This is a genomic window from Celeribacter sp. ULVN23_4 (assembly GCF_054788345.1).
In genome coordinates, this window is the sequence record NZ_JBTVYO010000002.1 from 1 (window position 1) to 23415 (window position 23415).

Here is a 23415-nt window from a genome sequence, read left to right on the forward strand (position 1 = left end):
AATAAACCATCCGTGTGGGGGCACCATTTTCATTCCCTGCCGTATCCCTCTGTTTCCACCGCGCATCCGGCGTTAAAAGGGCGTATGAGTATCGCTTTCTCTTCCGTTAAAGACTTTCTCGACGCCCCGTTCGACACTGTGATCGACGTGCGTGCGCCGTCGGAATTTGCCGAAGATCACGTCCCCGGCGCGATCAATCTTCCGGTGCTTTCCGATGAGGAACGCGCGCGGGTTGGGACTGTTTACAAACAACAATCTCCTTTTCTGGCGCGCAAGCTTGGTGGGGCCTTGGTGGCGCGCAATGCGGCGGATCATATCGAGGGGCCGCTTGCGGAGAAGGAGGGGGGCTGGCAGCCGCTGGTTTATTGCTGGCGCGGGGGGCAGAGGTCGAATTCCTTTGCCATTATCCTGCGGCAGATCGGCTGGCGGGTCGAGGTGGTCGAGGGCGGATACAAAAGCTGGCGCAGGGCCGTGATCGGCATGTTGCACGAGGCGCCGCTGCCGCATCGGTTGGTGCTGATCGACGGCAACACCGGGACGGCGAAGACCGATCTGTTGCACCGCGTGGCGGCGCGGGGCGGGCAGGTGCTCGATCTTGAAGGGCTGGCCAATCATCGCGGGTCGATCTTTGGCGGCATGGGCGATCAACCGGCGCAGAAGGGGTTTGAGAGCCGTCTCGCGGCGGCGCTGGCGCGTCTTGATCCCGAACGGCCTGTCTTGGTCGAGGCAGAAAGCTCCCGCATTGGCGATATTGTCGTGCCGCCCTCGCTTTGGGCCGCCATGTGCGCCGCGCCGCGGATCGATGTGACCGCGCAGCTCAGCGCGCGGGCGCGCTATCTGTCGGAAGCCTATGCCGATCTTGTCGAAGACGCGGGGCTGATGGAGCGGCGTTTGGATCAGCTTATCACGTTGCAAGGGCATGAGCGGGTGGATGCTTGGCGCGCCATGGCGGAGCAGGGGAATTTCGTCGATCTCGCAGGGGCGCTGATGGCGCTGCATTATGATCCGCGCTACGAGAAATCCCGTGCGCGACATCGTCCCGAAGTGCTGCAGGTCTTTGATCTCTGCGACATGAGCGAGGCGGCGCGCGAAGATGCGGCCGGGCGGATCACGCGCTTTCTGGCAGAGTTTTAACTTTAATCCGACACGGTCAGGCGCGGCTCGCCTTCGGTGATTTCGCCGATCAGGGCGGCTTGATAGCCCGCCTCGCGCAAGGCGCTGAGGCATTTCTCGGCCCGCATTGGGGACAGACAGGCCAATAGCCCGCCCGCCGTCTGCGGATCAAACAGAAGATCGGCGCGCGCGCCCTCGGGGCCGTGATATTCCGCCGCATAGGCGCGGTTGGCCGGGTAGATCGTCGAGCGCATGCCCGCCATCGACTGCGCCAATGCACCGGGCAGGAGCGGGATGTCGGAGAGCCGGATTTCGGCAGCAACGCCGGAGGCGCGGCAAATGCCCAGAAGATGCCCGGCAAGACCGAAGCCGGTCACATCGGTCATGGCATGGGCATTGCTGAGAATGCGGGAGGCCTCGCCGGAGGTTTGCAACATGGAGGCGTAGACGGCTTCCATATCGCGACCGCTGGCTTTGATCTCCATTTCGGCGGCGAGCATCACACCGGTGCCGAGCGGTTTGGTCAGGATCAGCTGATCGCCGGGGCGCGCGCCTTTGAGGGTGATCGGTTGATCGAGCAGGCCAGTGACGGTGAAGCCGACGGAAAACTCCGAGCCCATGGCGGTATGCCCGCCGATGATTTCCGCGCCTTCCTCGGTGAAGACATCGCGGGCGGCTTCCATGATCTCGGCGAGCCAGCCTTCTTGGAGCGCGGTGCTCATTTTCGGCAGGGTCACGGTCATCAGCGCCGCCTGTGGCGTTGCCCCCATGGCCCAGACATCGCCGAGCGCATGGATCGCGGTGATTTTCGTCATCAACACAGGGTCTTCGACAAAGGCGCGGAGGTGATCGACCGAGGCCACCTGCCATGTGTCGCCATGGGTCAAAAGCGCGGCGTCATCGCCCGTCAGATGCAGCACGTCGCGCCGCTCCGCGCCAGGATGTTCGCTCAGCACGCGGCGGAGGATGTCGCCGCCCACCTTGGCCCCGCAAGCCCCGCACATGGGCTTTTTGCCCTCGACCTCTTCGCGCAGACCATCGGCGACCTGTGCGGGGAGTTTCGGCGGCTGCATTGGCGTCAGCTCTTTGAGCTTGCGCATGAATTTCTGGTCGATGTGGTTTTTCCAACGCCACATCAGCGCGCCGGAGGTTCTCAGCCCCGCCTTGTCGGCCAGCGCGGCTTTGCCACCGAGGGAGATGAGTTTGAGATAGTCTTTCTGCGGCTGATAGCTGCGGAGTTTCGCGCCTGTCCCATCGGTGAGGCAGGCGCGCAGGTTGTGGAACAACACAGGCGCTTCCCGCACGGCGTAGACCCCCGCTTTGGGGCGTGGATCGTGGCGCAGATAGGCGCAATCTCCGGCGGCGAAAATCCGAGGATCAGACGATTGCAGCGTCGGGCCGACACTGACGAACCCGTCCTGCATGTCGAGACCCGTCTCTGTCAGCCAGTCATAAGGCCGGGCGCCCGCCGCGCCGAGCGTGAAGAAACTGCTCAGCCTGCTGCCGTCGGAGAAATGCACCTGATCGGCTTCGATGCGCGTGACCTGCGCCTGAGGCCGCAAGGTGACGCGCAGGTGAGCAAGGGTTTCAAGCAGGCGATGACGGGTCGCAGGGCGCATCTCGGAGAGGATTTCGCCCCGGTCGATGAGCGTGAGTTCCATCTGCGGCAGATCGCCCAGCCGATGCGCCATGGCGGCGGCAAGCTCCGCCCCAGCCACTCCGCCGCCGATCACCGCCATATGCGGAAGCACCTCGCCGTGGCGGGCGGTGTTTTGAAACGCATCCCATTGGGTTGCAAAGCGCTCCAGCGGTTTGGCCGCAACGCCATAGTCGGCGAACCCATCGAGATCCGGCATGGCGGAGGTGATGCCGATGTCGATCGAGGCGTAGTCATAGCGGATCGGCGGGTGTCCCTCGATATGCACCAAGCGGTTGTCCCGGTCGATTTCCGTTGCCCGGCCAAGAATGGCCCGCGCGCCTGCAAACCGCGCAAGACGCAAGAGATCAAGCTCAAGCGCGTCGCGTTCGTAGTGACCTGCGACAAAGCCCGGCAGCATGCCCGAATAGGCCGCGACAGCGCCGGGGTTGATCACCGTCACACGTACGCCGGGCAGGGGCTTCATGCCCCAGCGTTTGAGGATCAGCGCATGGCTGTGGCCGCCGCCGATCAGGACCAGCTCGCGGGTTAGGGGCAGCTCATGCATCGGTCGGCTCCATCGGCAAAGATTGGCGGGGCGTCGCTTTGGAAGTGCCCGCCTTTACAGCAGAATCTGACGCCAACCATTGCGAATGGCAAGGGCGCTGGACGCCGCACGGGCAACGTGTCAACATCCGCGCATGACCCATGATACCTCCCTGACCGAGAAGCTGCGCGCCCGCGCGCATGAAATTTTCCTCGAAGGCGTGGCGGCGGCCGATCCCGGTCATGCCGTGGAAGCCGCGTTGGAGGGGAAAACCTTCAAGAAACCGATCATCATCGCCGTCGGCAAAGCCGCGCGGACCATGGCCGAAGCGGCGATGCGCCATGTGAAGGCGCAGACGGTGATCGTGGTGACCAATTACGAAAATGCCAAACCTCTGGAGGGCGCGGAAGTGCGCGCGGCGGGCCATCCCGTGCCCGACGCCGAAGGCGCGCGTGCGGCGCTCCGTGTCGAGGAGGTGCTGTCCCATGCGACCGGCGATGTGCTGGCGCTGATTTCCGGGGGTGGTTCTGCGCTTTTGCCCGCGCCGGTGGCGGGGGTGTCCTTGGAAGACAAGGCGGAGGTGAACCGGTTGCTGCTCGCCTCCGGGGCGGACATCGTGACGATGAACCTCGTGCGCCAACAACTGTCCCGGCTCAAGGGCGGCGGGCTTTTGCGTGCCGCCGCGCCCGCCAAGGTCACGGCGCTTTTGCTCTCTGACGTGGTGTCAGACGATCTGCGCGCCATTGCCTCCGGTCCGACCGTTTCACCCATCGGGACGCGCGAAGAGGCGGCGAAGGTTCTGCAAGACCTTGGGCTATGGGAAAAACTTCCGTATTCCGTCTCCGCCTATCTGGCGCGCCCGCAAGCCGATCTTGGCCCCTTGCCCGACAGCGATGTGGAGTTGATCGGCTCCAATTCCATCTCTGTCGCGGCCATGGCGCGCGCGGCAGGCGGCGGCGCGGCGCAGGGCGTGCATGTGTTTCCGATGCCGCTTGAGGGCGATGTGTCAGACGCGGCGCGGGTCATTGTCGATTGTGCGATTGAGAGCGATGAGACGGGCGTCTTCCTGTTCGGTGGGGAGACCACGGTCAAGCTCAGCGGCGACGGCATGGGCGGGCGCAATCAGGAGCTTGCGCTCCGCGTCGCGATGCTGGCGGACGAAGCCGGGCTCAAGGATTACGTGTTCCTGTCGGGCGGCACCGACGGGCGCGACGGGCCGACGGATGCGGCGGGCGGTCTGGTTGATCCCGGTACGCTCGGGCGAATGCGCGCGGTCGGGCTTGATCCCAATGAGGTGCTCAAGCGCAATGACAGTTACCACGGGCTGCAGGCGGCGGGCGATCTGTTGCAGATCGGCGCGACGGGGACGAATGTCGCCGATCTTCAGGTGTTGATCCGGGGCTGATCCCTTTTCAGCGCGCGAAGGAAAAGCCGTAGATCAGCTGGCGTAGCCCAAGGGCGGCGCCTGCGATGATCGAGGCGATGGTCACCGGCGCGGAATAGGCCAGAAGCGAGAAGGCCGAGAGGCCTTGGCCGATGGTGCAGCCGAAGGCCACCACCGCACCAATCCCCATGAAGCTCGCGCCGAGGATCTGGCGTTTCAACTCGCGCGGGTCTTCGCAGGCTTCCCAGCGGAAATGGCCTTTGATCCGCGAGCCGATGGCCGCCCCCATGAGAACGCCGAGCACGGAGCCGACCCCGAAGCCGGGGGAGGTGGCCGAAGAGGTCATCAGGTAGAACAGCGTGTCGCCGATCGGGGTGGCGAAGCTGTGCGAGGCAATCGGTTCCGCTTCGAATGTGACGTTCGACAACCATGCCGTGCCCGCCCAGCCGGACACGATGGCCAGTCCCACTGCCGCGCCCCAAAAGATGAGGTTCGGTTTGGCGCGAAAGGCCTTTGAGGACAGTGAGACAGCGAGCATGGCAAAACCCGCGACAAGTCCCGTCGGGACCGGAGGCAGGCCAAGCCACAGACCAAGCCCATGCGCGAGGCCGGGCATGGCCTCATCTGCGGGCAGGGGCGGGAACAGGGTCACGCGGAGCTGCGCCAGAGGGCCATTCAAGGTGACGTAGGTCGCAACCCCCATCACAAGCACGATGACGAAATTCCGAAGATCGCCGCCGCCGAGACGCGCGAGCGCGCCAAAGCCGCAGTTGCCTGCCAGCGCCATGCCATAGCCGAAGAGAAGCCCGCCGCTGATCGAGGCGAGTGGATACCATTTCAGGCCAAGATACATGGTCCGCGCCGGATCAAGCAGGCCGAAACCAATCAGAGCAAATGTGCCGAGAAGCGCCACGCCCAACGCGACGCCCCATTGCCGGGCGCGCAGGTCGGAGCCTTGATACAGCGCGTCTTCGATTGCCCCCATGGAGCAAAAACGCCCCAAGCGCGCGGCGAGGCCAAGGATCAGCCCGCCGAACATACCAATCAGGGCCGCAAGCAGCCCCGGTTCAACCATGTCGAGCATATCTCCTCCCTATGCCCTTCATGTTCTGTGAGTGTGATCAGCGCCTTATGAGGCGGCGGGATCAGCTTTCGCTTTTCGCCAAGCCGCCTTTTTTCGGGCCGCCATCTGCCGAACAGAACATGTCGTAGATGACTTCGAGAATGCGTTTGGGACGATCATCCGTCAAGGAATAGTAGATCGCCTTGCCCTCGCGGCGCGGGGTGACCAGCCCTTCAAGGCGCAGACGCGCGAGCTGTTGGCTCACGGCGGCCTGACGCGCGGACAGCAGCTCTTCGAGCTCCGTGACGGATTTTTCGCCGGTCACGAGATGACACAGGATCATCAACCGCCCCTCATGCGACAGGGCTTTCAGTAGCTGCGACGCATCGCAGGCGCTTGACATCATTACGTCCATGTCTTCTTCCGACATGCTCTCCGTAATGATCGGCAAAGGCGAATTCACTTTGTCCACCTCTCGTGTCCTCGAAAATAGGTTAAGGTCCGTTTTAAAACGCGATGTCGTCCATGATAGCGTCGATACCCGCCTGGGCACAGTCCGCATCAAGATCAGGGCCGGGGGCCCCGGAGACACCGATCCCCGCCACTATAGAGCCTGATGCTTCAATCACAAGACCACCTCCCAAAGCGAGCGGTTCGGTCAATTCCCGGATGCCGGCCATCATCTCTCCGGGCTTGGTCAATTCCCCGAGCGAAAGCGTGTCGGTGCGGAAAGAGACGGCGGTCCAGGCCTTGCGCCGTGCCGTTTCAAAGACATGCAAACCGGCGAAACGATCGCGCACATAGGTCTGCGGAATGCCAAAGCGATCGACCACCATGACGCCCACCTGATAGCCCGCCTTACGGCACGATTCCATCGCGGCCACGGCGGCGGTTTGGGCCACTTCGGGCTTTAAAACCTGAAAGCTCACAAAGGCCCCATCGTCTTGCGCGGCAAGTGGGTCAGCAAGAAGAGTTGCGCTTAACGCCATGATTTTAAAAGATTTCATCTTATCCTCCCTAGATGCGATGTCAGTTGTCGACGCAGTCTCCCTCTGCCGCGGCGGGCCGTTCCGGCAGCGCGAAGTCCGTATGGTCCCGCAACAGCATCGTGAGCATGGTCCAGAACATTTCGTCCCCCGCATAGCCCTCGATCCGGCCCTGTTCCTGACCCTCCTCGGTCAGGATGAATGTTGGCGTAAACACCACGGGTCCGTTGAACTGAAGATCCTCCGGCAAGGGCGCGCGCAGGTCGATCCGGCGCAGCGGCGCATAGGCGCCCTCCGGCGTCTTCGGATAGATCGGCGCGATTTCCGCGTCCCACTGCGCGCAATAGGCGCAGCCCGGACGCTCCACCATGACCAGTTCCATGGCCGAGGCGGGGAGAATCACTCCGACTGAAAGCGCGGCGATTACCAAAATTTTTGTCAACATTTGTATACCGATTGACGGGTGCGACATATTCAACATAATCTGAATATGTGAATGAAACAAGGCGCAGCACATGCGTCTTGCGGGGAAGAGGAGCCCCGTTCGGTCTCAGTCCGGTCTTGCGACGGGCCCGTGATCGGCATTCGCACAGGGAGGATTATATGCTCGACGTGACGTTTCTATCGGCCCTTTTGGGCGGGCTTGTGGTGTTTTTCTCACCCTGCATTTTGCCCATTGTTCCATTCTATCTGTCGTACATGGCCGGCACCTCGATGGCGGAGATCAATGCCGAGGGCGAGCTTGCGCCGGGCGCGCGCCGCCGGGCGGTGATCTCGTCGGTGATGTTCTCTCTGGGGATCATCACGGTCTTCGTCCTGCTGGGCGCGGCGGCCTTTTCCCTCAGTCAGGCGTTTCGCAGCCATCAGGACATCTTTCGCATCGCCTCCGCCGCTTTGGTGTTTGTGCTCGGTCTGCATTTTCTCGGGGTGATCCGCATCGGGTTCCTCAATCGCCAGTTTCAAATGCAGGCGGGGGACACGGCCAATATGAATATCTGGTCCTCCTATATCGTCGGGCTGGCCTTCGCTGCGGGCTGGACGCCCTGTGTCGGCGGTGTGCTGGTCGGGGTTGTGATGCTCGCCTCAAACGAGGCAACGGCGGCGCGGGGGCTGATGATGATGGTGGTGTTCGGCATCGGGATGACCGCGCCTTTCGTGGTCGCGGCCTTCTTCATCAAGCCTTTCCTCAAGTTCGCTGCCAAATTCCGCCGCCACCTGCCCAAGGTGGAAAAGCTCATGGGGGTGTTTCTGATCCTCTTCGCGATCCTGATCGTCACCAACTCGGTGAATGTGATTGCGGCATGGATGATCGAAACCTTCCCCGCCTTCTCGAAAATCGGATCAAACGGGAGCCTGTAACATGTTCAAGATCGCACGACGTACCCTTCTGGCCCTGACGCTGGCCGCCTCGGCTTTTCCGACCCTCGCCGCCGAAATGGGCGATGACGGTCTGCATAAGGCGGCGTGGCAGCGCGACACGTTCAAAGACCTACGGGACGATCTCGCCGAAGCCAATGCCGAGGGCAAGCGGCTCTTGGTCATGATTGAGCAGCGCGGCTGTATCTACTGCAAGAAAATGCACGAGGAGGTCTATCAGGACCCGGAGATCACGCAGATGATCGAGGACAATTTCTTCGTCATCCAGATCAACATGTTTGGCGATGTCGAGGTCACGGATTTCGATGGGGAGGCATTGCCCGAAAAGGACATGGTCCAGAAATGGGGCATGCTGTTCACACCGACGAATCTCTACTTCCCCGAAGAGGTGCCGGAAGGCGTCTCGGCCAAGGATGCGACAGTCTCTGTCGTACCCGGCGCTTTCGGGCGGATGACCACCTACAACATGATGCAATGGGTGCTCGATCACGGCTACGACAAGGACGAGCCCTTTCAGAAATACCATGCGCGTCAAGTGGTTCTACAGCAAGAACAGGGCAAGCTAAACGTGCGTGAATGAGGCCGGTTTCGCAGCCATGTCAGGGATTTTTGCGCCGCAACGCAGAAAAATTCGAATATTCGAATTTGTTCTTGCCCTGCGACATAATGGCACGCTACGGTATGCAGTAAGTACAACGCAGGTATGCGGAATACGAAACGCAGTCTTTTGGGAGGAGACATGACACGCATCGCAATCAGCCTCGCCGCGCTTATGCTCGGTGCCGTTGCGGCACAGTCGGGAGCGCAGGCGGAAATTGCTCCGGGGGACGTCCAGTTCGATGATTACGGGGCCATCGAAACGTCGCTGACCGGCGCGCCTGGCGATCCGGAAGAGGGTCGTAAAATTCTGACCACGAAATCGATGGGCAACTGTGTATCCTGTCACGCGGCCGACGCCTATGCGGACGTTCCGTTCCACGGCGAAGTTGGTCCGTGGCTCGATGGCGCGGGATCGCGCTGGAGCGAGGGCGAATTGCGGGGCCTTGTTGTCAACGCGAAGGAAACCTTCGAGGGTACGGTGATGCCGGCGTTCTACAAGGTTGATGGGTTTATCCGTCCCGGCGATGCCTACACGGGCAAAGCCGCGCCCGCCGATCTTCCCCCGATCCTCTCGGCCCAACAGGTCGAGGATGTGGTCGCTTATCTCATGACGCTGAAGGACGAATGATCGTCCGTCGGCCAACCCTTATCTCTAACGAGGAGAACACCATGAATCTCACACGACGTGATGCTCTGGCGCTTGGTTTCGGCGCGACCGCCGCAGCTCTGCTGCCCCTGCGCGCCGTGGCCGCTGCGGATGACGCCATCGCCGCCTTTGCCGGGGGTGCCGAGATCGGAGAGGGCGGCATCAGCCTGACCGCTCCGGAAATCGCAGAAAACGGCAATACCGTTCCGATCTCCGTGGACGCGCCGGGTGCAGTGGCCATTGCGGTCTTTGCGACGGGCAACCCCACGCCGGGCGTGGCGACGTTCAACTTCGGCCCGCTCGCCGGATCGCAGATGGCCTCCACACGTATTCGTCTGGCAGGCACGCAGGACGTGGTCGCGGTGGCGAAAATGGCCGACGGCTCTTTCGTCAAAACCTCTGCGACCGTGAAGGTCACCATCGGCGGCTGCGGCGGCTGATTGTCAAAGATTTCTGAGGAGAAAAAAACATGGCATCTGGTGTCAAACCCCGCGTGAAAGTCCCGAAAACCGCCTCCGCCGGTGAGGTGGTCGGGATCAAGACCTTGATCTCGCATCCGATGGAATCCGGGCAGCGCAAGGACAGCGACGGTAACGTCATTCCGCGCTCGATCATCAACCGCTTCACATGCGAGTTCAACGGCCAGTCCGTGATCGACGTGACGCTTGAACCGTCGATCTCGACCAACCCCTATATCGAATTCGACGCGACCGTGCCCGAGGCCGGTGAGTTCAAGTTCACCTGGTACGACGACGATGGCTCTGTCTACGAGGAAACCAAGGCGATCGCGATCGCCTGACCAAGGTCGTGCGCGTCCCGTCGGGGAGGGCGGGGCGCGCGCAATACCCAGGGAGGAGAAACGTATGAGCACGAAATACACGCACAGCTACAGGTCCGGGGCTCTTGCGGTGCTGGCAGCTTTTGCACTGACGGCCCCGGCCTTTGCCGACGAAGACGCCGAACTGGTGATCAACGGCGAGATCGAGATCGTGACCAAGACGGCGGCCCCCGCCCATTTGGACGGTCATCTCGACGAGATCATGTCCGGCTGGCGCTTCCGCTCCGATGAGACCCAGGCGATGGAGATGGACGACTTCGACAATCCGGCCATGCTGGGCGCAGAGGCGGGAATGGAGCAGTTCGAAACCGTTATGGGAACGGAGGGCAAGTCCTGCATGGATTGTCACGATGGCGTCGAAAGCCTCGCCAATGTCCGCCCGACCTATCCCAAGTGGAATGACGACAAGGAACAGGTCTACACCATCCAGATGCAGATCAACGATTGCCTCACGGAGCGGATGGGCGCGGAGAAAGAGAAATACGACAGCGGCACCATGCTCAACTTCGAGGCGGCCCTGTCATCTGTCGCGCGCGGCATGCCGGTGAACGTGGCCATTGACGGCCCGGCGCAGGCGACGTGGGAGCAGGGCAAGGACATGTATTACACGCGTTTCGGTCAGCTCGACCTGTCCTGCGCCAACTGTCATGAACAGAACTACGGCAATATGATCCGTGCCGACCACCTGTCTCAGGGCCAGATCAACGGCTTCCCGGCGTATCGTCTGAAGAATGCCAAGCTCAACGGTGCCCACAGCCGTTTCAAAGGCTGCATTCGCGACACTCGTGCGGAAACCTTCTCGACGGGCTCTCCGGAATTCGTGGCGCTAGAGCTTTATGTGGCGTCCCGCGGCAATGGCCTCTCGGTCGAAGGACCGTCTGTCCGCAACTGATCTGATACGCCCCGCCGGTTGGGTCCGTGCGGGGCGTTCTCTCTCCTGATATATTCAAATTTACGCATAATTCCTGACGGGTTATGCGGCATCTACGGAGCGACACACATGCTTTCACGTCGTGACTTCCTTCAGGTCTCCATGGCCGCCTCCGCCCTCTATGGCGCGTCCGGTTTCGGCAATTGGGCGCGTCTCGCGGCCCAGCAGAGCCTGACCCAAGATCAGCTTCTGGAGTTCGACACGTTCGGCAATGTCTCCCTGATCCATGTCACCGACATTCACGCCCAGCTCAAACCGATCTACTTCCGCGAGCCGGAGATCAATATCGGCGTGGGCGGCAACAAAGGCGCGGTGCCGCATGTCACGGGCGCGGATTTCCGTAAGCTCTACGGCATCGAAGACAACTCCCCCTCGGCCTACGCCCTGAGTTACAACGACTTTTCCGCTCTGGGCAAAGCCTATGGCAAGGTCGGCGGTTTGGACCGTGTGGCCACCGTGATCAATTCAATCCGCGCCGCGCGGCCTGATGCGCTTTTGCTCGATGGTGGTGACACGTGGCATGGCTCCTACACCTGCTACCACACCGAGGGGCAGGACATGGTCAACGTCATGAACGCACTCAAACCCGACGCGATGACCTTCCATTGGGAGTTCACGCTCGGCTCGGACCGTGTGCGCGAAGTGGTGGCCGATCTGCCGTTTGCTGCTTTGGGCGCGAACATCTTCGACGCCGAATGGGATGAACCCGCCGAGGATTTCGAACCTTACAAATTCTTTGAACGCGGCGGGGTGAAGATCGCCGTGATCGGTCAGGCCTTTCCCTATATGCCCATCGCCAACCCCGGCTGGATGTTCCCGGAATACTCCTTTGGCATTCGCACGGAGCGGATGCAGGAGGTCGTGGATGAGGTGCGCGGCATGGGCGCGGAGCTGGTCGTGCTGCTGTCGCACAACGGCTTTGACGTGGACAAGAAAATGGCGAGCCTTGTCAAAGGCATCGACGTCGTTCTCTCCGGCCACACCCATGACGCGCTGCCTGAACCTGTGCTGGTGGGCGAGACGATCATCATCGCGTCCGGCTCGAACGGCAAATTCGTCTCCCGTGTGGACTTGGATGTGCGCGACGGGCGGATGATGGGCTTCCGCCATAAACTCATTCCGATCTTCTCCGACGTGATCGCGCCGGACAAAGAGGTCGCGGCCCTGATCGATGAGCAACGCGCGCCCTATGAGGAGGCGATGTCCGAAGTGATCGGCGAGACCGACAGCGTGCTTTACCGTCGCGGCAATTTCAACGGCACTTGGGACGATCTGATCTGTGACGCGCTCATGTCTGAGCGGGAGGCGGACATTGCCATGTCTCCGGGCGTGCGCTGGGGGCCGTCCTTGCTTCCGGGCGACAAGATCACCCGCGAAGACATCTGGAACGCCACTTCGATGACCTATGGCAAGGCGTACCGCTCCGAGATGACCGGTGAGTTCATCCATACGATCATGGAAGACGTGGCCGACAACATCTTCAACCCCGATCCCTATTACCAGCAGGGCGGTGACATGGTGCGGATGGGTGGTCTCGGCTATCGCATCGACATCACCAAGCCGCAGGGCGAGCGGATTTCGGAGCTGACGCTTCTGAAAACCGGCGAAACGCTCGATCCGGCGAAAACCTACGTCGTCGCAGGCTGGGCCTCGGTCAACGAGGGCACCGAAGGGCCGCAGATTTGGGACGTGGTCGAGGATCACATCCGCAAACAGGGCACGGTCCATGTCGAACCGAACACCTCCGTCAAGGTCATCGGCGCGTAAGGGCCAGATCACATGAAATCCGAACAAGAAACGCACAACAGGGAGACACGAAAAATGAGTGACACCCAGAACGGACAAAGTCGGCGCGCTTTCCTGCGCGGGGCGGCGGCCACCGGGGTCGGACTGGCCGCCACGAAAGCCTCCGCCCAAGACGGTCCCGATCCGCTGATCACCGAGAAACAGGACTGGGCCATGTCCACCGGCGCGGGTGTGGATGAAACGCCCTACGGCCTGCCGATCAAATACGAGGGCGATGTCATTCGCCGCAACGTGCCGTGGCTGACGGCGGATCCGATTTCTTCGATCAACTTCACGCCGATCCATGCGCTCGACGGCACGATCACGCCGCAGGGCTGTGCTTTCGAGCGGCATCACTCCGGCGCGATCGAGCTTAAGAAAGAAGACTACCGGCTGATGATCAACGGTCTCGTCGATCAGCCGCTGGTGTTTTCCTACGAAGACCTCGAACGCTTCCCGCGTGTGAACCACACCTATTTCCTCGAATGCGCGGCCAACACCGGCATGGAATGGGCGGGGGCGCAGCTCAACGGCTCGCAGTTCACCCACGGCATGATCCACAACATGGAATACACCGGCGTCACCCTGCGCACTCTGTTGGAAGAGGCGGGGCTCGACGCGGCCGGTGATCTGGCGGACAAATGGGTCTATGTCGAGGGCGCGGATGCCTCGTCGAACGGGCGCTCGATCCCGATGGAAAAGGCGCTGGATGATTGCATGATCGCGTTCAAGGCCAATGGCGAAGCGCTGCGCATGGAGCATGGCTATCCGGTGCGTCTCGTGGTGCCCGGATGGGAAGGCAACATGTGGGTGAAATGGTTGCGCCGTATCGAAGTGACCGCGCAAGCCATTGAATCGCGTGAAGAAACCTCGAAATACACCGACACGCTTGCGGACGGCACATCGCGCAAATGGACATGGGGCATGGACGCGAAATCCGTTGTGACCTCGCCCAGCCCGCAAATGCCGATCACCCATGGCAAGGGGCCTCTGGTGATCACGGGCCTCGCGTGGTCCGGGCGCGGTGCGATCACCGGGGTCGATGTCTCCAAGGATGGCGGCAAGACATGGGAGAAAGCGCGCCTCGCCAATCCGGGTCAGAAAATGGCCCTCACGCGCTTCTATCTCGACACCACATGGGACGGCGAAGAGATGCTGTTGCAATCGCGCGCCCATGATGACACGGGCTACGTCCAGCCGACGAAAGCGCAACTGCGCGAGGTGCGCGGCGAGAACTCCGTCTATCACAACAACTGTATCCAGACATGGCATGTCAAAGCGACCGGGGAGGCAGAGAATGTCGAAGTTTCTTCCTAAACTGACCATCACCTCCGCGCTCGTCGCCACTCTGGCGCTGCCGGCCTACGCAGAAAAGTTCGGCCTTGGCCGCGCGGCGCTGCCCGAAGAGATCGCCGCGTGGAACCTCGACATTTCGCCCAATGGCGACGGGTTGCCTATGGGGTCCGGCTCTGTCGAAGATGGTGAGATGATCTTCTCTGAGAACTGCGCCGTCTGTCACGGTGAGTTCGCGGAAGGCGTCGGCAACTGGCCGAAACTTGCGGGCGGCGATGGCACTCTGGCCGACAAAGATCCGCTGAAAACCGTCGGCTCTTACTGGCCCTACCTGTCGACCGTCTATGACTATGTCCGCCGCTCCATGCCTTTTGGCGCTGCGCAGACCATCTCGGATGACGATGTCTATGCGATCACGGCCTACATCCTCTATTCGAACTATCTCGTTGAAGACGACTTCGTGCTCTCAAACGAGAATTTCCTCGATGTCGAAATGCCGAACGCCGGGGGCTTTGTTGTCGATGATCGCCCCGAGACGGAATACACGATCTTCACCGAGGCGAATGCTTGCTATGAGAACTGCAAGGAGAACGTCGAAATCACCAAACGGGCGACCGTTCTGGACGTGACCCCGGAAGAGGAGACGGCGGAGGCCCCGGTCGAGGTGGCCGCTGTCGAAGAGGTCGCAGTAGAGCCCGTTGCCGAAGAGGCCCCTGCGGAAATGGCCGCCATGAGCTTTGATGCCGATCTCGCGGCAGAGGGCGAGAAGGTTTTCAAGAAATGTAAGGCCTGTCACCAAGTGGGTGAGGGCGCGAAAAACCGGACCGGCCCTGTGCTCAATGGCGTTGTTGGTGCTCCGATCACCCATATCGAAGGGTTCAAATATTCCAAGGATTTCACCGACGCCCATGCCGAGGGCTTCATCTGGACCGAGGAAAATCTGGCGGAATATCTGCACAAGCCGAAAGCCATGTTCCCGAAGACCAAGATGAGTTTTGCCGGGCTGAAAAAGGATGAGGAGGTAGCCGCCGTGATCGAATACCTCAAATCCGTTTCCCAGTAGGTCACCCCGCGCGAATGGGGGGGGCGGCTCCCGAGGATCACCCTCGGGGGCCGTTTTATGGTAGGATAATGTCATGGAGAATTGGGCATGGAAAATTTGGGAGGGTTTGCCATGAAGACGTCACTGTCACATTACCTCAAAGCCGTCGTGCTGGCGCTCTTTGCCGCGCCTGTTGCCGCGCCTGCCTTCGCGGAGGGGCAGGCGATCACCTTTGATTATGATGGCACGTTCCAGGATGCCACCTTCGCTGTCGAGGATGCGATTGTCTCCAAAGGTCTGGTGATCGACTACCGCTCTCACACGGGCGATATGCTTGAGCGCACGCGCGAGGATGTCGGCTCCGACGTGGTGATCTTTGATCATGCTGACGTGTTTCTGTTCTGCTCTGCCGTCGTCTCGCGGCAGGTGATGGAGGCCGACCCGGCCAATATCGTGCATTGCCCCTATTCGATCTATGTCGCGGACCGGGAAGGTCAGGTGACCATCGGCTTCCGCGATTACCCCGACGGGCCGATGCAAGCGGTCGAGGATTTGCTGACAGAGATTGTCGAAGAGGCGATGAGCTTCTGAGCCAAGTGCCGGAAATCCCGGGCTCAAAATCATGCGTGTTTTCGCCGTGACGTCGCGACCGGCGGAAAACGCTGTTTCAGCTCGGACGCAAACCACATAAACCTCTTGTAACGAAAAGAGGTGCAGGATGGATTGGATCGACCGATTTACCGGTTTGGCGACATTGGAGCCGAAGGTGCGCGAGCGCCTTGTGAGCCAGTCGCAGATCGTGCATCTGCCGGAAAAGACGGTGCTTTTCGGTCCGGGCAAAAGCCCCGAAAATCTTCTGATGCTGCTCGATGGCACGGTTCGGGTGCAGCAGACCACCGAGGGCGGCCGGGAGATTGTGCTCTACCGGGTGCATGCGGGGGAAAGCTGTGTGATGACCACCGCCTGCCTTCTCGCCTATGAGGATTACAGCGCCGAAGGCATTGCCGAGACGGATGTGGAGGCGGTCGCCATTCCCCGCCGGGTCTTTGACGATTTGGTCGCCCGCTCGCAGAGTTTCCGAAATTTCGTGTTCTCAGCCTATTCGCGCCGGATCACGGATCTGTTCCATGTGATCGAGGAAATCGCCTTTCAAAAGGTCGATATCCGGCTGGCGCAAAAGCTGCTGGAACTGTCGCGCGGCGCGGCGGAGCTCAAGGCGACGCATGCGCAACTGGCGGCAGAACTTGGCACGGCGCGGGAGGTAATCTCGCGTCAGTTGCAGGAGTTTCAGCGCCGCGGATGGGTGGAAACCGCCCGCGGCATGGTGCGTCTGACAGATCGCGAGGCGCTCGACGCGCTCGCGCATTCTGCCTGATCTGTCACGTCCTACAGATTATTTCTTGCAGGTGTTGATCCCGAAGATCGAATACAGCGGGCAGCTGGACATCAGCCCCGTCACCAGCGGGATGATCCCGATCAGATAGAGCCAGCGCAGCGAGGCTTCGGTGTTGAGAAAGAACCCGAGGATCAGGGCGAGGCCGATCACGATGCGCAGGATACGGTCAAGGCTACCGACGTTCTTTTTAAGCATGGAACTCTCCATTGGTTAACCACGCTTGAGCCTAGGCCTGTGCCGATGGCTTGTCTGTGACAAACTCACAATCGGACTTTTCGCTGGAGGCGGTGGGCTGGCGGAGAGTGTCGCACCATGTTCGATCTGTGCAAAAGAAAAGCGGACCCCCGTGAGGAGTTCCGCCTGAGGCGTTCGAATTGGAGCGGTGAGGCTCGGCCAACGAACGCGGCTCACAGAGAGGTAATTTAGTCCATCGCTTTGAAGTTCAGCGCCACACCGTCTTTGATGCCGGAGAACCAGCGCGTGGTGACCTTTTTGGTCTTGGTGTAGAACTTGAACGCGTCCGGGCCGTATTGGTCGAGATCGCCGAAGGCCGATTTCTTCCAACCACCGAAGGAGTAGTAGGACAGCGGCACCGGGATCGGGAAGTTCACGCCGACCATGCCGACATTCACGCGGGCCACGAAGTCACGGGCGGTGTCGCCATCGGCGGTGTAGATCGCCGTGCCGTTGCCGTACTCGTTGTCGATGATCAGCTGCAGGGCGTCTTCATAGGTGTCCATGCGCACTTGCGCCAGAACCGGGCCGAAGATTTCCTGTTTGTAGATATCCATCTCCGGGGTGACGTCGTCGAACAGGGTCGGGCCGACGAAGTAGCCGTTCTCATAGCCTTGGATCTTGATGCCGCGACCGTCGGTCACGAGAGTTGCACCTTGCTCAACGCCGGAGGTGATCAGACCTTCGATGCGCTCTTTCGCCTGAGCGGTGATGACAGGGCCGTAATCCGTGTCGTCGCCAGCCGTGTAGGGCGCAACTTTGAGTTTTTCGATTTTCGGGACGAGTTTCTCGATCAGCTTGTCTGCGGTTTCTTTGCCGACCGGAACAGCAACGGAGACAGCCATGCAGCGTTCGCCGGCCGCGCCGAAACCAGCGCCGATCAAAGCGTCAGCCGCTTTGTCGAGATCGGCGTCGGGCATGATGATCATGTGGTTTTTCGCACCGCCAAAACATTGCGCGCGTTTGCCGTTGGTGGCGGCGCGACCGTAGATGTACTGGGCGATCGGGGTGGAGCCGACGAAGCCCACGGCCTGAATGGTCTCGTTGTCGAGGATCGCGTCCACGGTTTCCTTGTCGCCATGCACGACCTGCAGCGCACCGGCGGGTACACCTGCCTCAGTCGCCAGCTCAGCGAGCATGAGCGAGGTCATCGGCGTGCGCTCGGACGGTTTCAGGATCATGGCGTTGCCGGAGACCAGAGCCGGGCCCATTTTCCAGAGCGGGATCATGGCCGGGAAGTTGAACGGGGTGATGCCCGCAACGACGCCGAGGGGCTGGCGGATGGAGTAAAGGTCGATGGCCGGGCCTGCGTCGCCAGTGTAGTCGCCTTTGAGCATGGCCGGAGCGCCCATGCACACTTCGATCACTTCAAGACCACGCTGCACGTCGCCCTTGGCGTCGGGAATGGTTTTGCCGTGCTCGCGGGACAGGCATTCGGCCAGCTTGTCCATGTTGTCTTCGATCAGGCGACCGAATTTCATCATCACGCGGGCGCGGCGCTGCGGGTTCACCTTGGCCCAAGCGATCTGCGCTTCGGCCGCTTTTTCAACGGCTGCGTCCAGCTCGGCGGGGGTGGCGAGCGGCACTTTGGCGATCACTTCGCCGGTGGCCGGGTTGCGAACTTCGGAGAAACGGCCAGAGGTGCCGGCGACATATTCCCCGTTGATGTAATGTTTGAGCTCTTCCATGTGAACCTCCATGTTCAGTTGTCGGTAGATTAGTCTTGCGAAACTGTCTGTAAAAGGGAGAAGATTTCAAAAAGATTTTGCGATAATGCAAAACGAAGGGTCAAAGCGAGAGACCCAAAACGGGCGAGGGCGGTATATGAATTGGGATGATTTAAGGGTTTTTCTTGCGGTCGCGCGGACGGAAAGCCTGTCCGGGGCGGGGCGGTTGCTCAAGATCGACCCGGCTACAGTGGGCCGCCGCGTGGCGCGGCTGGAAGAAGGGCTGGGTGTCTCGCTCTTTGCGAAATCTCCCCAAGGTTATGAGCTGACGCGGGACGGCGGACGCCTGTTGGCGCATGCGGAGGCGGCGGAACAGGCGGTGACACTTGGCTCCGAAACCCTGTCGAATGAGGATGATGAGAGCCTCAAAGGCGTGATCCGCATCGGGGCGCCCGATGGCTGCGCCAACTACGTTCTGCCGCGTGTGATCGCGCGAATCGCGAAGGATCATCCCGATCTGGAGATGCAGGTGATCGCCCAACCGCGCCTCTTTAGCCTGTCGAAGCGTGAGGTCGATCTTGTGGTGAGCGTGTCCGCGCCGACCTCGGGGCGGCTCTTGGTGCAGAAGATCACGGACTATCACCTCTCGCTCGCCGGGATGCGGCGCTACCTGCGTCAGAACGCGACCATCGAACGTCTGGAGGATCTCAAAGCACATAAGATGGTGGGATATGTCCCTGATCTGATTTTCGACAAGGAACTCGATTATCTCGAAGAAATCGGGATCAATCGCGTGGATTACACGTCAAATTCGGTATCCGTGCAGCTCAATATGATCCGTGCGGAACTCGGCCTCGGGGTCGTGCATGATTTTTGCCTGCCTTATGTTTCGGGCATGCACCGGGTCTTACCGGAGGCTTTGCGGCTCAAGCGGGCCTTCTGGCTGGTGCGCCATGCAGACGACAGAAAGATCGAACGCCTCTCCAGATTCTGCGACATTTTCAGCGGCCATATGCGAGCGGTTGTGGAGAAACTCGAAGGCGAGACTTGACAGGTTGTCGTGCACCGGGAGAGGCTTGGATCAGGGAGATAGGAGAGCACAAGGGCTGCAGATGCAGCAGCCCGTTGAAAAATAGGGAGGAACCATGCTCGTTGGACAAATTCTGAAGGCCAAGGCCATCACTGAAACTGTGACCATCCGTCCGGACATGACGGTTGGCGAAGCGACTGAACTTTTGTCGGTGCGTAAGATCGGCGCGGTGATCGTCGCGTCTGACCCGAAACATCCGGAGGGCATCTTGTCGGAACGCGATGTCGTGCGCGAGCTTGGCCGCACCGGAAGCGAAGTTCTGACCCATAAAGTGTCCGATTTCATGACCCGCAAATTGGTCTCCTGCCGCTCAGACGATACGGCGTTGGAAGTTCTTGAACGCATGAGTTCCGGACGCTTCCGCCACATGCCGGTGATGGACGGCGATGAGATGGTCGGCCTCGTCTCCATCGGCGATGTCGTGAAGGCGCGGCTCGAACAGCTTGCGATGGAGAACTCCGCGCTTGAAGGCATGATCATGGGTCATTGAGGGCGTCTTCGGATGTCCGGGGCCTGTCCGAGACGGTCAGGCAACAAAATTATGACGGGTAACGGGGCGTTCTCGTCCCAATCCTCTTGATTTCGCACCTGCAATATAGTTGCGTGCGCAGCAGGAAGAGGAGGGACCCCTATGCGTATCGGCCTGTATCCCGGGACTTTTGATCCTGTGACCCATGGACATGGTGACATCATCCGGCGGGCCTGCGCGCTTGTGGATCGGTTGGTGATCGGTGTGGCGATCAACCGGGACAAGGGGCCGCTGTTTTCGCTCGATGAACGCGTGGAAATGCTCAAGGACTATACCGAAGGCTTCGCGGCAGACACCGGCTGCGAGATCGTGGTGCATCCGTTCGAGAACCTCCTGATCCAATGTGCGCGTGATGTGAACGCCTCGATCATCATTCGCGGTCTGCGCGCTGTCGCGGATTTCGAATATGAATATCAGATGGTCGGCATGAACCGTGCGCTCGACAACAAAATCGAGACCGTGTTCCTCATGGCGGATGCGCGCCATCAGGCGATTGCTTCGAAACTGGTCAAGGAAATCGCCCGTCTCGATGGCGACATCTCCAAATTCGTGACGCCCGAGGTCGAGAAGCGCCTGCTCGCCAAATTCGCTCGCTGATCTTGGGGCTGCACATATGAAAAAAGCCCCTGACTGGGGCTTTTCACGTGCGGTTTTAATTTGATTTTGTCGCCGTCACTTAGCCGTAGATGGCTTCGCGGGCCAGCTGGCGTGCGCTGACATCGTCAATGTTCAGGTCAGCTTTGACCTTGGCGGGCAGACCGTCGAGTTCTGCGAGCGTACGGCGGTAAGCGGCCCGTTTGCGGGCGGCGGAGGCGAGGGAAGCAAGAGTTTTCATAGTGCCGATCCTTTCGGGCTGAATCGTTTCAAAAGCGTTTCGATGATCCCGATATGCGCCCTTTTTAGCGCTAACACCAATGCCGGTTCGCCATGCTCGATATGCGATTTGCGCATGGGTTTTTCACAAACCGCATGACTTTTGGGCGTCGGCGCGAGGCGGAGGCTCAGAAAGCCGGAATAACCCCAATCGAAACAAAGCCCTTAAGTACCGCATCCACGGCAACGGCGGCCAGCACCATCCCCATGACGCGCGACACAATGGCCGCGCCGGTGTCGCCGATGATGCGCAGGATCGGTTGGGCTGCCATGAGGATCACGAGCGTGATCACCAGAACGACCACCATGATCGAGGCGGTCATCGCCTGATGCGCCACGGAAAAGCGGTCGTTGTCGGTGAGCATCACCACGGCCAGCATCGCGCCGGGAGAGGCGATGGAGGGCATGGCGAGCGGGAAGACGGAGACACGGCGGGCCTGCGCCCGTTGGTCGCTAAGCGGTTTCTCGACCTGCGCGGTCTCATGCGACGGTTTGCCATCGCCGAAGATCATCGTCAGCGCGAAGAGGAACAGCACCAGCCCGCCCGCGATCTGGAAGGACGGGAGGCCGAGCCCCAAGGCTTCGAGCACCGCCTGTCCCAGAAGAATAAAGGCCAGCAGGATGAGGAACGCGATCATGACGGCGCGTGCGGCGGCCATGCGCGCCAGATGTGGCGAAAGCCCCGCCGTGCCCGCAATGAAGACGGGCAGGGTGCCGATGGGGTCGATCACCACCCAAAGGGTGATGAATTCGCTGATGAGTGTCGAGAAACTCGGCATTGTTGGCCTCTACTGCGTCGCTGCTATAGTTTGTTCACATAACATTTGGTTGCGAAGGCACAAGGCTCTGAGTGGTTGGGATGCAAAAAACGCCCCGGATTTCTCCGGGGCATCCGTCTCCCGTTCGCGCGGGATAACTGCGTTTCTTGCGCGAGGGTAACTTAGAGGAATTTCGCCATCGCAACGGCGGTGTCGCCCATGCGGTTGGAGAAGCCCCATTCGTTGTCGTACCAGGTCAGGATACGGCACATGGTGCCCTCCATGACTTTGGTCTGATCGGTGTGGAAGATCGAGCTGTGCGGATCGTGGTTGAAGTCCGAGGACACCAGTTTGCGATCCGTGTAGCCGAGAATGCCTTTCAGCGGGCCATCGGCGGCAGCGCGGATTTTCTCGTTGATCTCTTCCACGGTGGTGTCGCGGGCCGCCTCGAACGTGAGGTCCACAACAGAGACGTTCGGCGTCGGCACGCGGATTGCGACACCGTCGAGCTTGCCAGCCAGTTCCGGCAGCACGAGGCCAACGGCCTTTGCAGCGCCGGTGGAGGTCGGGATCATCGACAGAGCCGCAGCGCGGGCGCGATACAGGTCTTTGTGCATCGTGTCGAGCGTCGGCTGGTCGCCGGTGTAGGAATGGATCGTGGTCATGAAGCCTTTCACGATCCCGATCTCGTCGTTCAGCACTTTTACCACCGGAGACAGGCAGTTGGTGGTGCAGGAGGCGTTGGAGACGACGATGTCATCGGCGGTCAGAACGCTGTCGTTCACGCCGAAGACGACGGTTTTGTCGGCGCCCGCCGCCGGAGCGGAGACGAGAACGCGCTTGGAGCCGTTTTTCAGGTGCAGCGCAGCTTTCTCTTTCGCGGTGAAAATGCCGGTGCATTCCAGCGCGATATCGACGTCACCCCAAGGCAGATCTTCCGGGTTGCGGATGGCGGTCACCTTGATCGGGCCGCGACCGGCGTCGATCGTGTCCTCGGTGAATTTCACTTCCGACGGGAAACGGCCATGGACCGAGTCGAACTGCAGCAGATGTGCGTTGGTTTCAACCGGGCCCAGATCGTTGATCGCGACCACTTCGATATCGGTGCGACCCGACTCGATGATGGCACGCAACACATTGCGTCCGATCCGACCAAATCCGTTAATTGCGACTTTCACGGCCATTACAGCACCTCCTTGACGCTTTGGCTGTAGAGAAGACGGAGGAGTCTTCTCTGTATGATGCCCGCATGGGACCAATGTCTCATGTGGGGAGAAAGTAATTCTGCGGCCCTTGGAGTAAGGTCCGCATGACAGGTGCTAGCGCCAGAAGGCGACCCAATGAATGAGGCGAAGCCATTCTCGGGCCAAAAACAACGCCCCAGCGCCGCCGTTCAGCCCCAAATCAAGGCCGAGCGCGATTAAAATCACTATGGCGAGGCCGAGGGCAATTTTGTTGGTCATGTCTCGCACTAACGTCTGTCTTGGGCGCACAATGCGACAGGGGTGTGAAGAAAAAAAGGGGGCAGATCAAAAAAAACGAAATTGTGCCCGCAGGATAGCCTGCGAGCTTCAGAACTAAGCCAAAAAATGTGACAGGACGGGGGCTCCTCATCCCCCGCCCCGAA

At 60.6% G+C, this 23415-nt stretch carries 27 protein-coding genes; 16 read left to right on the top strand and 11 right to left on the bottom strand.

Annotated elements, in window-relative coordinates:
• The first annotated feature begins 84 nt into the window (after positions 1–84).
• On the top strand, positions 85–1134 hold the full coding sequence (gene mnmH / locus ACYBHZ_RS05300) for a tRNA 2-selenouridine(34) synthase MnmH (protein ID WP_460273195.1): 1050 nt from the start codon (positions 85–87) through the stop codon (positions 1132–1134).
• A gap of 2 nt (positions 1135–1136) precedes the next feature.
• Here mnmH and selD read toward each other — a convergent pair whose 3' ends face one another.
• Positions 1137–3317 (bottom strand): selenide, water dikinase SelD, encoded by a 2181-nt coding sequence (gene selD / locus ACYBHZ_RS05305; RefSeq protein ID WP_460273196.1) that lies wholly within the window; start codon positions 3315–3317, stop codon positions 1137–1139.
• Between the two features lie 133 nt (positions 3318–3450).
• On the opposite strand from selD, the gene ACYBHZ_RS05310 reads away from it, so the two are divergent.
• Positions 3451–4701, top strand: a complete 1251-nt coding sequence (locus ACYBHZ_RS05310) for a glycerate kinase type-2 family protein (protein ID WP_460273197.1) — start codon at positions 3451–3453, stop codon at positions 4699–4701.
• 7 nt (positions 4702–4708) lie between these two features.
• Here the strand turns inward: ACYBHZ_RS05310 and ACYBHZ_RS05315 are convergent, their stop codons facing one another.
• From ACYBHZ_RS05315 to ACYBHZ_RS05330, 4 genes are all read right to left on the bottom strand, one after another.
• A complete protein-coding gene (locus ACYBHZ_RS05315) occupies positions 4709–5764 on the bottom strand; it encodes a YeeE/YedE family protein (RefSeq protein WP_460273199.1) in 1056 nt (351 codons plus the stop codon).
• Between the two features lie 61 nt (positions 5765–5825).
• Positions 5826–6173, bottom strand: a complete 348-nt coding sequence (locus ACYBHZ_RS05320; RefSeq protein WP_460273878.1) for an ArsR/SmtB family transcription factor — start codon at positions 6171–6173, stop codon at positions 5826–5828.
• A 76-nt stretch (positions 6174–6249) separates the two neighbouring features.
• Entirely contained in the window at positions 6250–6750 is a 501-nt protein-coding gene (locus ACYBHZ_RS05325) for a GlcG/HbpS family heme-binding protein (RefSeq protein WP_460273200.1), read from the bottom strand.
• Positions 6751–6772: 22 nt separating this feature from the next.
• Positions 6773–7174, bottom strand: a complete 402-nt coding sequence (locus tag ACYBHZ_RS05330) for a thioredoxin domain-containing protein (protein ID WP_460273201.1) — start codon at positions 7172–7174, stop codon at positions 6773–6775.
• Between the two features lie 158 nt (positions 7175–7332).
• Between ACYBHZ_RS05330 and ACYBHZ_RS05335 the strand changes: the two genes are divergently transcribed.
• The 11 genes from ACYBHZ_RS05335 (at position 7333) to ACYBHZ_RS05385 (ending at position 16616) form a co-directional block, all read left to right on the top strand.
• Positions 7333–8088, top strand: a complete 756-nt coding sequence (locus ACYBHZ_RS05335) for a cytochrome c biogenesis CcdA family protein (protein ID WP_460273202.1) — start codon at positions 7333–7335, stop codon at positions 8086–8088.
• Between the two features lies 1 nt (position 8089).
• Positions 8090–8686 (top strand): thioredoxin family protein, encoded by a 597-nt coding sequence (locus tag ACYBHZ_RS05340; RefSeq protein ID WP_460273203.1) that lies wholly within the window; start codon positions 8090–8092, stop codon positions 8684–8686.
• A gap of 159 nt (positions 8687–8845) precedes the next feature.
• On the top strand, positions 8846–9334 hold the full coding sequence (gene soxX, locus ACYBHZ_RS05345) for a sulfur oxidation c-type cytochrome SoxX (protein ID WP_460273204.1): 489 nt from the start codon (positions 8846–8848) through the stop codon (positions 9332–9334).
• A 41-nt stretch (positions 9335–9375) separates the two neighbouring features.
• Positions 9376–9792, top strand: a complete 417-nt coding sequence (soxY, locus tag ACYBHZ_RS05350; protein ID WP_460273205.1) for a thiosulfate oxidation carrier protein SoxY — start codon at positions 9376–9378, stop codon at positions 9790–9792.
• Between the two features lie 29 nt (positions 9793–9821).
• Entirely contained in the window at positions 9822–10151 is a 330-nt protein-coding gene (soxZ, locus tag ACYBHZ_RS05355) for a thiosulfate oxidation carrier complex protein SoxZ (protein WP_460273206.1), read from the top strand.
• 64 nt (positions 10152–10215) lie between these two features.
• Complete coding sequence (soxA, locus tag ACYBHZ_RS05360) at positions 10216–11082, top strand: sulfur oxidation c-type cytochrome SoxA (RefSeq protein WP_460273207.1); 867 nt, start codon at positions 10216–10218, stop codon at positions 11080–11082.
• Positions 11083–11190: 108 nt separating this feature from the next.
• On the top strand, positions 11191–12888 hold the full coding sequence (gene soxB / locus ACYBHZ_RS05365; protein ID WP_460273208.1) for a thiosulfohydrolase SoxB: 1698 nt from the start codon (positions 11191–11193) through the stop codon (positions 12886–12888).
• 54 nt (positions 12889–12942) lie between these two features.
• Complete coding sequence (gene soxC / locus ACYBHZ_RS05370) at positions 12943–14223, top strand: sulfite dehydrogenase (protein ID WP_460273209.1); 1281 nt, start codon at positions 12943–12945, stop codon at positions 14221–14223.
• A complete protein-coding gene (locus ACYBHZ_RS05375; protein ID WP_460273210.1) occupies positions 14204–15262 on the top strand; it encodes a c-type cytochrome in 1059 nt (352 codons plus the stop codon). Before soxC ends, ACYBHZ_RS05375 begins: the two co-directional genes overlap by 20 nt.
• Positions 15263–15373: 111 nt before the next feature.
• On the top strand, positions 15374–15832 hold the full coding sequence (locus tag ACYBHZ_RS05380; protein WP_460273211.1) for a DUF302 domain-containing protein: 459 nt from the start codon (positions 15374–15376) through the stop codon (positions 15830–15832).
• Between the two features lie 127 nt (positions 15833–15959).
• A complete protein-coding gene (locus ACYBHZ_RS05385) occupies positions 15960–16616 on the top strand; it encodes a Crp/Fnr family transcriptional regulator (protein WP_460273212.1) in 657 nt (218 codons plus the stop codon).
• Between the two features lie 18 nt (positions 16617–16634).
• Here ACYBHZ_RS05385 and ACYBHZ_RS05390 read toward each other — a convergent pair whose 3' ends face one another.
• Together ACYBHZ_RS05390 and ACYBHZ_RS05395 are read right to left on the bottom strand one after the other, a co-directional pair.
• Positions 16635–16832 carry a YgaP family membrane protein gene (locus ACYBHZ_RS05390; protein WP_460273213.1) on the bottom strand — a complete coding sequence of 66 codons (198 nt, stop codon included), beginning with the start codon at positions 16830–16832 and terminating at the stop codon, positions 16635–16637.
• Between the two features lie 227 nt (positions 16833–17059).
• Positions 17060–18559 carry a CoA-acylating methylmalonate-semialdehyde dehydrogenase gene (locus ACYBHZ_RS05395; RefSeq protein WP_460273214.1) on the bottom strand — a complete coding sequence of 500 codons (1500 nt, stop codon included), beginning with the start codon at positions 18557–18559 and terminating at the stop codon, positions 17060–17062.
• A 136-nt stretch (positions 18560–18695) separates the two neighbouring features.
• Between ACYBHZ_RS05395 and ACYBHZ_RS05400 the strand changes: the two genes are divergently transcribed.
• From ACYBHZ_RS05400 to coaD, 3 genes are all read left to right on the top strand, one after another.
• Entirely contained in the window at positions 18696–19589 is an 894-nt protein-coding gene (locus tag ACYBHZ_RS05400) for a LysR family transcriptional regulator (protein ID WP_460273215.1), read from the top strand.
• A gap of 94 nt (positions 19590–19683) precedes the next feature.
• Positions 19684–20118 (top strand): CBS domain-containing protein, encoded by a 435-nt coding sequence (locus tag ACYBHZ_RS05405; protein WP_460273216.1) that lies wholly within the window; start codon positions 19684–19686, stop codon positions 20116–20118.
• Between the two features lie 141 nt (positions 20119–20259).
• A complete protein-coding gene (coaD, locus tag ACYBHZ_RS05410) occupies positions 20260–20754 on the top strand; it encodes a pantetheine-phosphate adenylyltransferase (protein WP_460273217.1) in 495 nt (164 codons plus the stop codon).
• Positions 20755–20833: 79 nt separating this feature from the next.
• Here coaD and ACYBHZ_RS05415 read toward each other — a convergent pair whose 3' ends face one another.
• From ACYBHZ_RS05415 to ACYBHZ_RS05430, 4 genes are all read right to left on the bottom strand, one after another.
• The gene (locus tag ACYBHZ_RS05415) at positions 20834–20992 is read right to left on the bottom strand and encodes a hypothetical protein (protein WP_460273218.1); all 159 of its coding nucleotides are present in this window, start codon (positions 20990–20992) and stop codon (positions 20834–20836) included.
• Positions 20993–21158: 166 nt separating this feature from the next.
• A complete protein-coding gene (locus tag ACYBHZ_RS05420; protein WP_460273219.1) occupies positions 21159–21809 on the bottom strand; it encodes a MarC family protein in 651 nt (216 codons plus the stop codon).
• Between the two features lie 161 nt (positions 21810–21970).
• Positions 21971–22972: a type I glyceraldehyde-3-phosphate dehydrogenase gene (gap, locus tag ACYBHZ_RS05425; RefSeq protein ID WP_460273220.1), complete on the bottom strand. Its 1002-nt coding sequence runs from the start codon at positions 22970–22972 to the stop codon at positions 21971–21973.
• A 135-nt stretch (positions 22973–23107) separates the two neighbouring features.
• Entirely contained in the window at positions 23108–23251 is a 144-nt protein-coding gene (locus tag ACYBHZ_RS05430; protein ID WP_460273221.1) for a hypothetical protein, read from the bottom strand.
• Positions 23252–23415 lie beyond the last annotated feature (164 nt).

Coding starts and splice junctions, on each gene's coding strand:
- mnmH (WP_460273195.1), top strand. CDS start 85: ATGAGTATCGCTTTCTCTTCCGTTAAAGACTTTCTCGACGCCCCGTTC.
- selD (WP_460273196.1), bottom strand. CDS start 3,317: ATGCATGAGCTGCCCCTAACCCGCGAGCTGGTCCTGATCGGCGGCGGC.
- ACYBHZ_RS05310 (WP_460273197.1), top strand. CDS start 3,451: ATGACCCATGATACCTCCCTGACCGAGAAGCTGCGCGCCCGCGCGCAT.
- ACYBHZ_RS05315 (WP_460273199.1), bottom strand. CDS start 5,764: ATGCTCGACATGGTTGAACCGGGGCTGCTTGCGGCCCTGATTGGTATG.
- ACYBHZ_RS05320 (WP_460273878.1), bottom strand. CDS start 6,173: ATGTCGGAAGAAGACATGGACGTAATGATGTCAAGCGCCTGCGATGCG.
- ACYBHZ_RS05325 (WP_460273200.1), bottom strand. CDS start 6,750: ATGAAATCTTTTAAAATCATGGCGTTAAGCGCAACTCTTCTTGCTGAC.
- ACYBHZ_RS05330 (WP_460273201.1), bottom strand. CDS start 7,174: ATGTTGACAAAAATTTTGGTAATCGCCGCGCTTTCAGTCGGAGTGATT.
- ACYBHZ_RS05335 (WP_460273202.1), top strand. CDS start 7,333: ATGCTCGACGTGACGTTTCTATCGGCCCTTTTGGGCGGGCTTGTGGTG.
- ACYBHZ_RS05340 (WP_460273203.1), top strand. CDS start 8,090: ATGTTCAAGATCGCACGACGTACCCTTCTGGCCCTGACGCTGGCCGCC.
- soxX (WP_460273204.1), top strand. CDS start 8,846: ATGACACGCATCGCAATCAGCCTCGCCGCGCTTATGCTCGGTGCCGTT.
- soxY (WP_460273205.1), top strand. CDS start 9,376: ATGAATCTCACACGACGTGATGCTCTGGCGCTTGGTTTCGGCGCGACC.
- soxZ (WP_460273206.1), top strand. CDS start 9,822: ATGGCATCTGGTGTCAAACCCCGCGTGAAAGTCCCGAAAACCGCCTCC.
- soxA (WP_460273207.1), top strand. CDS start 10,216: ATGAGCACGAAATACACGCACAGCTACAGGTCCGGGGCTCTTGCGGTG.
- soxB (WP_460273208.1), top strand. CDS start 11,191: ATGCTTTCACGTCGTGACTTCCTTCAGGTCTCCATGGCCGCCTCCGCC.
- soxC (WP_460273209.1), top strand. CDS start 12,943: ATGAGTGACACCCAGAACGGACAAAGTCGGCGCGCTTTCCTGCGCGGG.
- ACYBHZ_RS05375 (WP_460273210.1), top strand. CDS start 14,204: ATGTCGAAGTTTCTTCCTAAACTGACCATCACCTCCGCGCTCGTCGCC.
- ACYBHZ_RS05380 (WP_460273211.1), top strand. CDS start 15,374: ATGAAGACGTCACTGTCACATTACCTCAAAGCCGTCGTGCTGGCGCTC.
- ACYBHZ_RS05385 (WP_460273212.1), top strand. CDS start 15,960: ATGGATTGGATCGACCGATTTACCGGTTTGGCGACATTGGAGCCGAAG.
- ACYBHZ_RS05390 (WP_460273213.1), bottom strand. CDS start 16,832: ATGCTTAAAAAGAACGTCGGTAGCCTTGACCGTATCCTGCGCATCGTG.
- ACYBHZ_RS05395 (WP_460273214.1), bottom strand. CDS start 18,559: ATGGAAGAGCTCAAACATTACATCAACGGGGAATATGTCGCCGGCACC.
- ACYBHZ_RS05400 (WP_460273215.1), top strand. CDS start 18,696: ATGAATTGGGATGATTTAAGGGTTTTTCTTGCGGTCGCGCGGACGGAA.
- ACYBHZ_RS05405 (WP_460273216.1), top strand. CDS start 19,684: ATGCTCGTTGGACAAATTCTGAAGGCCAAGGCCATCACTGAAACTGTG.
- coaD (WP_460273217.1), top strand. CDS start 20,260: ATGCGTATCGGCCTGTATCCCGGGACTTTTGATCCTGTGACCCATGGA.
- ACYBHZ_RS05415 (WP_460273218.1), bottom strand. CDS start 20,992: ATGAAAACTCTTGCTTCCCTCGCCTCCGCCGCCCGCAAACGGGCCGCT.
- ACYBHZ_RS05420 (WP_460273219.1), bottom strand. CDS start 21,809: ATGCCGAGTTTCTCGACACTCATCAGCGAATTCATCACCCTTTGGGTG.
- gap (WP_460273220.1), bottom strand. CDS start 22,972: ATGGCCGTGAAAGTCGCAATTAACGGATTTGGTCGGATCGGACGCAAT.
- ACYBHZ_RS05430 (WP_460273221.1), bottom strand. CDS start 23,251: ATGACCAACAAAATTGCCCTCGGCCTCGCCATAGTGATTTTAATCGCG.